5 protein-coding genes and 1 pseudogene are annotated in these 8,299 nt (G+C 54.1%); 1 reads left to right on the forward strand and 5 read right to left on the reverse strand.

Going from position 1 to position 8,299, the window contains the following annotated elements; translation table 11 throughout:
* Window positions 1–738 (forward strand): annotated as a pseudogene (locus VJY99_RS01955) (phosphoglucomutase); the annotation flags it as partial.
* A 98-nt stretch (window positions 739–836) separates the two neighbouring features.
* Here the strand turns inward: VJY99_RS01955 and kdpE are convergent.
* From kdpE to kdpA, 5 genes are all read right to left on the reverse strand, one after another.
* Window positions 837–1,514: a two-component system response regulator KdpE gene (kdpE, locus tag VJY99_RS01960; RefSeq protein WP_324115834.1), complete on the reverse strand. Its 678-nt coding sequence runs from the start codon at window positions 1,512–1,514 to the stop codon at window positions 837–839.
* On the reverse strand, window positions 1,511–4,207 hold the full coding sequence (kdpD, locus tag VJY99_RS01965; protein ID WP_324115836.1) for a two-component system sensor histidine kinase KdpD: 2,697 nt from the start codon (window positions 4,205–4,207) through the stop codon (window positions 1,511–1,513). The genes kdpE and kdpD overlap by 4 nt, the downstream gene beginning before the upstream one ends.
* A gap of 10 nt (window positions 4,208–4,217) precedes the next feature.
* The gene (kdpC, locus tag VJY99_RS01970) at window positions 4,218–4,793 is read right to left on the reverse strand and encodes a potassium-transporting ATPase subunit KdpC (RefSeq protein ID WP_324115838.1); all 576 of its coding nucleotides are present in this window, start codon (window positions 4,791–4,793) and stop codon (window positions 4,218–4,220) included.
* Between the two features lie 12 nt (window positions 4,794–4,805).
* Window positions 4,806–6,854, reverse strand: a complete 2,049-nt coding sequence (gene kdpB / locus VJY99_RS01975; protein ID WP_324115840.1) for a potassium-transporting ATPase subunit KdpB — start codon at window positions 6,852–6,854, stop codon at window positions 4,806–4,808.
* A gap of 13 nt (window positions 6,855–6,867) precedes the next feature.
* On the reverse strand, window positions 6,868–8,299 hold a 1,432-nt coding region (gene kdpA, locus VJY99_RS01980), incomplete at its 5' end, for a potassium-transporting ATPase subunit KdpA (RefSeq protein ID WP_324115843.1).

Below are 8,299 nucleotides of genomic sequence, written 5' to 3' on the forward strand. Positions count from 1 at the left end.
GCCAATGACCCGGATTACGACCGCCACGGTATCGTCACGCCAGCGGGCTTGATGAACCCGAACCATTATCTGGCCGTTGCCATTAACTACCTGTTCCAGCATCGCCCACAGTGGGGCAAAGATGTGGCGGTAGGTAAAACGCTGGTGTCGTCAGCAATGATTGACCGAGTCGTGAATGATTTGGGTCGTAAACTGGTAGAAGTGCCGGTTGGTTTCAAATGGTTTGTTGACGGTCTGTTCGATGGCAGCTTCGGTTTTGGTGGTGAAGAGAGTGCAGGGGCATCGTTCCTGCGTTTCGACGGTACACCGTGGTCAACGGATAAAGACGGCATCATTATGTGCTTGCTGGCAGCAGAAATTACCGCAGTTACCGGCAAGAACCCGCAGCAGCATTATGATGAACTGGCTGCCCGTTTTGGTGCGCCAAGTTACAACCGTCTGCAAGCTTCCGCGACTTCTGCACAGAAAGCTGCGCTGTCTAAACTCTCCCCAGAAATGGTGAGCGCAAGCACCCTGGCAGGCGACCCAATCACCGCTCGCTTAACGGCGGCTCCGGGTAATGGCGCTTCTATCGGTGGGCTGAAAGTGATGACCGACAACGGTTGGTTTGCGGCTCGTCCTTCCGGTACGGAAGATGCGTACAAAATTTACTGTGAAAGTTTCTTAGGTGCAGAGCATCGCCTGCAAATTGAGAAAGAAGCGGTAGAAATTGTCAGCGAAGTGCTGAAAAACGCATAGTCATTCGCAAATGTGAAAAGGCGCCGAAAGGCGCCTTTTTTGTATGTGTACGATACGGTTTTGTCGGTCTGATAAGTGCCGCGCCATCGGACAGCTCGCTAAAGCATAAACCGATAACCAATCCCGGTTTCGGTCAGCAAATGGCTTGGCCGTGCCGGATCGTTTTCCAGTTTTTGGCGCAAATGCCCCATATAAATCCGCAAATAATGGCTATGTTCCACAGCGTTTGGCCCCCAAACCTGGTTGAGTAACTGGCGTTGGGTCAGCACTTTGCCGTGGTTATTTATCAGTGTTGCCAGCAGGCGAAACTCAATCGGTGTGAGATGGATGTCAATACCCTCCCGCGTAATACGGCGGGTAGAGAGGTCAACGCTAATGTTGGAGAACTGATAAACCGGATCGGGCTGCGCGAGGCTTGCATGACGGCGTAATACGACTCGCAGACGCGCCTGCAACTCGCCAATGCCAAACGGTTTGCTAAGATAGTCGTCGGCACCCGCGTCCAGTGCGTCTATTTTTACTTGTTCATCGCTACGCGCAGAAAGCACCACAATCGGTGTTTGGCTCCACTGGCGGAAATCACGAATAAAATCAATGCCATCACCGTCGGGTAAACCGAGATCCAGGATAACTAAATCGGGTTTACGCGTGGCGGCTTCCAGCAAACCACGCTGCAATGTTTCGGCTTCGTAAACGCGCAACGACTCCCCCTCGAGCGCTGTGCGCAAGAAGCGGCGGATCTCTTTTTCGTCTTCAACAATCAGTACTGATATCACAAAGCCTCATTCATCTCAGACAACTCAGTCAGCTCAGGCGGTGGCGTCAGGGGTAAAATCACATGAAAACTAGCGCCACCTTCCGGGCGATTAACGGCAAAAATCTTCCCGTCGTGGACTTCGACAATCGCCTGACAAATCGCCAGACCCAGGCCAACGCCCGGAATAGCGGACTCTTTATTGCCTCGGGAAAACTTATCAAAGATAAGCTTCTCTTTGCCAGCGGGAATGCCTGGGCCATTATCCCAGACTTCAAGATCCAGTTTATCAGCCAATGCTTGTGCGCGAATGCCTATGTTTGCCTGGAACCCTGCATACTTCACGGCATTTTCCAGCAAATTGATCAGCACGCGTTCAAACAGCGGGCCGTCAACATGGATAAGCATCAACGGGTCAGGCAACGAAAGCGCGATATGCCGCCCCCCTAAACTCGGCTCCAGCATCTTCAACGCGCTGCCGACCACTTCCTCGAGCGTTAGCCACTCTTTGCGCAGATTAAACCCGCCAGATTGAATACGCGCCATATCCAATAAATTGTTCACCAGACGTGTGGTATTAAGAACGTGCTGGCGAATATCGTTGGCTTGTGGTGCATGTTTCGACCCTTCAGAAGCTAAATCCAGCGTCAGGATTTCTGCCTGGCCAAATAGCACCGTCAACGGGGTACGCAAATCGTGTGACAGCGCCGCAAGCAACGAGTTACGCACTTGCTCGCGTTCGCTGGACAACCGGGCCTGCTCTTCACTCGCGGTCAGCAACAGCCGGTCCAGAGCGGTGGCCGCCAATAGCGTGAAGGTTTCCAGTAAGCGTTGTTGTTCTGGGATCATCAACTGGCGCAAATTACTCGGTTTGACAATCAGCAGTCCAAGCGTTCTTTCCGGTGTTTTGAGCGGCAAAATTTGATAGGGCACACCCGGCAGCGTATCGGTGCCAGCACCGGCAGGCTGGCCTTTATCAAAGCTCCAGCGGGCGATGGCTTCATCCCAGTTCTGCGGCTCACCTGGCGCATTAACGCGCGCTAAAACGCCAAACTCGTTCGGCAATAATAACTGAGCGCGAGCATGGAAACTGTTGTTGATAAACAGCTCGCTGGTGGCCGCGATATCCTGCGGAGTGCGTTCGGCGGCGAGGGCTTTCGACATTTCATACAGGTGGCGTGTCCGCTGCTCGCGATAACGGGCAATCCGTGCCTGGTAACGCACGCCTGCGGTGAGATTCCCGATAAGCAGGCCAACGGTGAGCATCACGGCAAAGGTTAACAAATACTGGATATCAGAGACCGCCAGCGTGCCGTGTGGCTCAATAAAAAACAGATCAAAACTGAGAACACTGACAACCGTCGCCAGCACCGAAGGCCAGCGCCCATAAAACAGCGCCACAATGACGACGCCGAGCAAGTAAAGCATCACCAGGTTGGCGGCATCAAAGGCCGTTAACCACTGATTAGCGATAAACGTGGTCAGGGCACAAAGGGCGATGGCGACCGCGCACCCGCGTATTTGCACGCGCCATTTTTCATTGAAACTGCGCGTGTCGGGCGTCGAAGGGGGGGTAACTGAAGGTTTGTCGTCCAGTGCGACAATCACCAGATCAAGGTCTGGTGCGCGGCGAGCAAGTCGGTCAGAAAAAGATTCGCGGCTCCACCAGCGTCGGGTCGTCCGTCGGCCAATAATTATCTTCCCGAGGTTGTGTTCCCGGGCGTAACGCAGTACCGCTTTATCTTCTGCCGGATCGGCAAGGGTGGTGGTTTCCGCCCCCAACTCTTGCGCCAGGCGTAACGAAGCCAAAATAGCGCGGCGTTGTTGTTCAGGCAGACGGTGAAGTTGCGGGGTTTCGACATACACCGCATGCCATACGCTACCTAACTTCGCGGCCAGCCGTGCAGCTGTGCGCACCAGTTTTTCATTGCCAGAACTATGGCCAATACACAATAAAATGGCATCGCGTGTATGCCAGACTTTCTCCTGCCCTTGGCTGTCACGCCACGCGCGCATTTGATCGTCAACGCGATCGGCGGTGCGGCGCAACGCCAGTTCGCGCAGGGCAATCAAGTTCCCTTTACGGAAAAAGTGTTCAATAGCACGTTCGGCCTGGCCTGCGATATACACTTTGCCTTCATGCAGGCGCTGGCGTAAATCATCAGGCGGCAAATCGACCAACACGATTTCGTCCGCCGCATCAAAAATAGGGTCGGGTACGGTTTCGCGTACCTGAATGCCCGTGACGCTGCCAACGATGTCATTCAGGCTTTCGAGATGTTGCACGTTGACGGTGGTAAAGACATCGATCCCGGCATCGAGCAACTCTTCCACATCTTGCCAGCGTTTTGGGTGGCGCGAGCCTGGTGCGTTGCTGTGCGCCAGTTCATCCATCAGGATCAGCGCAGGATTGCGAGCGAGTGCAGCATCAAGATCAAACTCCTGAACCCAGCGCCCACGATGGTGGATACGTTTTGCTGGCAGAAGATTAAGCCTGTCCAGTAACGCTGCGGTCTCTTTCCGACCGTGAGTTTCCACCACGCCAATCAGTATATCCAGCCCTTGTGCTCGCAGGCGCTGCGCTTCCTGCAACATGGCGTAGGTTTTCCCGACACCTGCACACGCACCGAAGAATATTTTCAGCTTACCGCGCGGTGTGCGATTGACCTGCTCCAGCAATTTATCCGGATCGGGGCGCAGGGGTTCCTCTGTCATAACAACTCCTTTATGGTGCCTGAAGTGCATCCAACGCCAGGTTAACCAGCAACACATTCACCACCGGTTTACCGATAAAACCGACAATCGGCTGAGTGGTATTTTCCGTCACCAGACGCGAGACTTGTTCCGCGGGCAGATGACGCGCTTCGGCGATGCGGGGAATTTGCCAGGCTGCCGCTTCTGGCGAAATCTGCCCGTCCAGGCCACTGGCTGAAGCCGTCACTAGATCAACGGGAACGGCGGGATTGGCTTGCGGATTCGTCGCGCGTAACGCTGTCACACGCTCAGTGATCACTTTATCTAACTCAGTGTTACTACCCGCAAGGTTACTGCCGCCAGAGGCCATTGGATTATATGGGGTTTCTGCCGTAGCAGAAGGCCTGCCTTGTAAATACTTCGCCTGGGTAAAGTTTTGCCCAATCAGGCTTGAGCCACGTACGGCTTTGGTATCAAAGATCAACGATCCGTTGGCTTGCGCCGGGAACCACCACTGGCCTAAAAGAGTGGTCACCAGCGGGTAGAGTCCACCGGTAATCAGGGTGAGCAAAATCAGTAACAGTATAGCGGGACGTAAGGTAGTCATTTGTTTTTCCTCTTAAACCAAGCCACAAACGGTCAGGATCAAATCGATAGCTTTAATGCCAATAAACGGCATGATTAAACCGCCCAGACCATAAATCCATAAATTGCGACGTAGCATGGCTGCGGCACTCAGCGGTTTGTAGCTCACACCGCGTAAAGCCAGCGGAATCAGAAAGATGATGATCAACGCGTTAAAAATCACCGCGCTTAAAATCGCTGAAGCAGGGGAGTGCAGATGCATCACGTTCAGCGCGTTCAGTTGCGGATAAGTGGCCGCAAACGCCGCGGGAATAATGGCAAAATACTTCGCCACATCATTGGCAATACTGAACGTGGTGAGCGAGCCACGAGTCATCAGCATCTGTTTCCCGATGTGTACTACTTCAATCAATTTGGTGGGGTTGGAGTCCAAATCCACCATGTTGCCCGCTTCTTTCGCCGCTTGCGTACCCGAGTTCATGGCTACCGCCACATCCGCCTGCGCCAGCGCTGGAGCATCATTGGTGCCATCGCCTGTCATCGCCACTAAACGGCCTTCCGCCTGATACTGACGAATCAATGCCAGTTTGGCTTCTGGTGTTGCTTCGGCGAGAAAGTCATCAACACCCGCTTCGGCGGCAATGGCGGCGGCAGTCAGACGGTTATCACCGGTAATCATCACGGTTTTGATGCCCATTTGGCGTAACTGAGCAAAACGTTCTTTAATCCCACCTTTGACGATATCTTTGAGCGCAATCACACCGAGCACATTTGCACCTTCGGCGACCACCAGCGGTGTACCGCCCGCACGGGCAACCCCTTCCACCAGCGAATCAACCTGTGGTGGGAAGTGACCGCCGTTGGCTTCAACATGGCGACGAATGGCATCAACCGAACCTTTGCGGATCATGCGGTCCTGAATGTTGATACCGCTCATGCGAGTTTGCGCAGTAAACGGCACAAAGGTGGCATGCAAGTTTTGCACATCTCGCTCGCGCAAGTTAAAGCGCTGTTTTGCCAGAATGACAATGCTGCGCCCCTCTGGTGTTTCATCGGCCAGTGACGAAAGTTGAGCGGCATCAGCAAGGGTTTTTTCTTCAATACCCGGTGCTGGCAAGAAATCAGAAGCCTGGCGATTACCCAGCGTGATGGTGCCGGTTTTATCCAACAGCAACACGTCGACATCACCCGCCGCTTCGACCGCACGCCCACTGGTGGCGATAACATTGGCACCCAGCATGCGGCTCATCCCGGCTACACCAATTGCGGAAAGTAACCCGCCGATGGTCGTCGGAATCAAACAGACCAGCAGGGCAATCAGCACCGTGACGCTGACCGCGACACCGCCATATTGCGAGAACGGCCAAAGCGTTGCGGTTGCCAGTAAAAAGACGATCGTCAGTGCCACCAGTAAAATCGTCAGCGCGATTTCGTTTGGCGTTTTGCGGCGTTGCGCGCTTTCGACCATAGCAATCATACGGTCGAGGAAGGTTTCGCCAGGATTCACGCTGCACTGAATGACCAGCCAGTCGGAAAGAATGCGTGTCCCGCCCGTAACCGAGGCGAAGTCGCCGCCAGATTCACGAATCACCGGAGCGGATTCACCGGTGATAGCACTTTCATCCACCGACGCGCCACCTTCCAGCACTTCACCATCACACGGGATAATATCGCCAGCTTCAACCAGCACGATGTCGCCTTTACGTAAGTCGGCGGCAGGGACGTGGTCCATCTGCGCATCGTGGTGTGGAGCACGCAGTTTGCGAGCAAAACTGGTTTTCTTCACCCCTTTCAGGCTATTGGCTTGTGCTTTACTGCGGCCTTCTGCCAATGCTTCGGCAAAGTTGGCAAACAGCACGGTAAACCACAGCCAGACACTGATTGCGGCAGTAAACGGCGCGTCGCCCTGAAGTTTCCCACCGAACATGGCAATCGCCAGAACAGTGGTCATCACGCTACCCACCCAAACGATAAACATCACCGGGTTACGCCACTGCCCTTGGGGGTTCAGTTTTTTAAAGGAATCAATTAGCGCCTGACGAATCAGCGATGGTTCAAATAGCGCCTGTTGCTTGCGACTCATGGAAGCCTCTTAATCACAAATTCACTAAGGAAAGGTGTTCCGCAACCGGGCCTAATGCGAGGGCGGGAATAAAGGTCAGTGCACCCACTAACAACACGGTGCCAATCAGCAAACCGATAAACAGTGGGCCGTGAGTCGGTAAGGTGCCGACGCTTGCGGATTGAGATTTTTTGGTGACAAGCGTTCCGGCAATCGCCAACACGGGGATAATCACGGCGAAGCGGCCAAACCACATGCACACCGCCAGAAGAATGTTCCAGAAAGGCGTATTGGCACTTAAACCGGCAAACGCGCTACCGTTGTTGTTGGCGGCAGACGATACGGCGTACAGCACTTCACTAAAGCCGTGAATGCCGGGGTTGAGCATGCCTGCACGTCCAGCATCGGTCATCATTGCCAGCGCCGTACCGAGCAGAACCAGGGTGGGTGTCACCAAAATCGCTATCGCGGTCATTTTCATCTGGGCAACGTCGATTTTTTTACCCAGGTATTCCGGTGTGCGGCCAATCATCAATCCGGCGATAAACACCGTCAGCAACACGAACAGCAACATGCCGTACAAACCAGAACCGACCCCCCCGAACACCACTTCACCTATCTGCATCAGCCACATTGGGATCATGCCGCCTAATGCGGTAAAGGAGTCATGCATCGCGTTGACCGCCCCACAAGACGCAGCAGTGGTAATCACCGAGAACATGCTGCTGACCAGGATGCCAAAACGGCTTTCTTTGCCTTCCATATTGATATTGCTACCGACGCCGAGCTGGGTGAAATGCGGATTACCGCTGGTTTCGGCCCACATCACTACCCCCACGCAGATAACAAAAATCACCGCCATCGCCCATAAAATGGCGCGACCCTGGCGTCGGTCTCCGACGGCTTCACCGAACGCAAAACACAACGCTGCGGGGATCAGGAAAATCGCCAGCATCTGAACAAAGTTGGTCAGTGCCGTTGGGTTCTCGAACGGGTGTGAGGAGTTAGCGTTAAAGAAACCGCCGCCGTTGGTACCCAACATTTTGATGGCTTCTTGCGAGGCAACCGGGCCCATTGGTAACACCTGGTGTACACCTTCAAGTGAGGTGAACGGCTGATACGCGGCGACGTTCTGCAACGTGCCCTGGCTGATAAAGAACAGCGCAATCAGCAGTGAAATCGGCAGCAAGATGTAGAGCGTGATGCGGGTTAAATCGACCCACGCGTTACCTAAGGTGTGAGTGCTTTGGCGAGAGAACGCGCGGATCAGCGCAAACACCACGGCAATCCCCGTTGCTGCTGATAAGAAGTTTTGCACCGTCAGCCCCACCATCTGGCTGAAATAACTCAGCGTGGTTTCACCGCTGTAAGACTGCCAGTTGGTATTGGAGACAAAACTGACTGCCGTATTGAGCGCTAAATGCCAGGACAGGCCAGGTAATTGCTGTGGATTGAGAGGCAAGTTT

Origin of the sequence: Buttiauxella sp., assembly GCF_035271705.1 — a bacterium.
Lineage (GTDB): Bacteria > Pseudomonadota > Gammaproteobacteria > Enterobacterales > Enterobacteriaceae > Buttiauxella.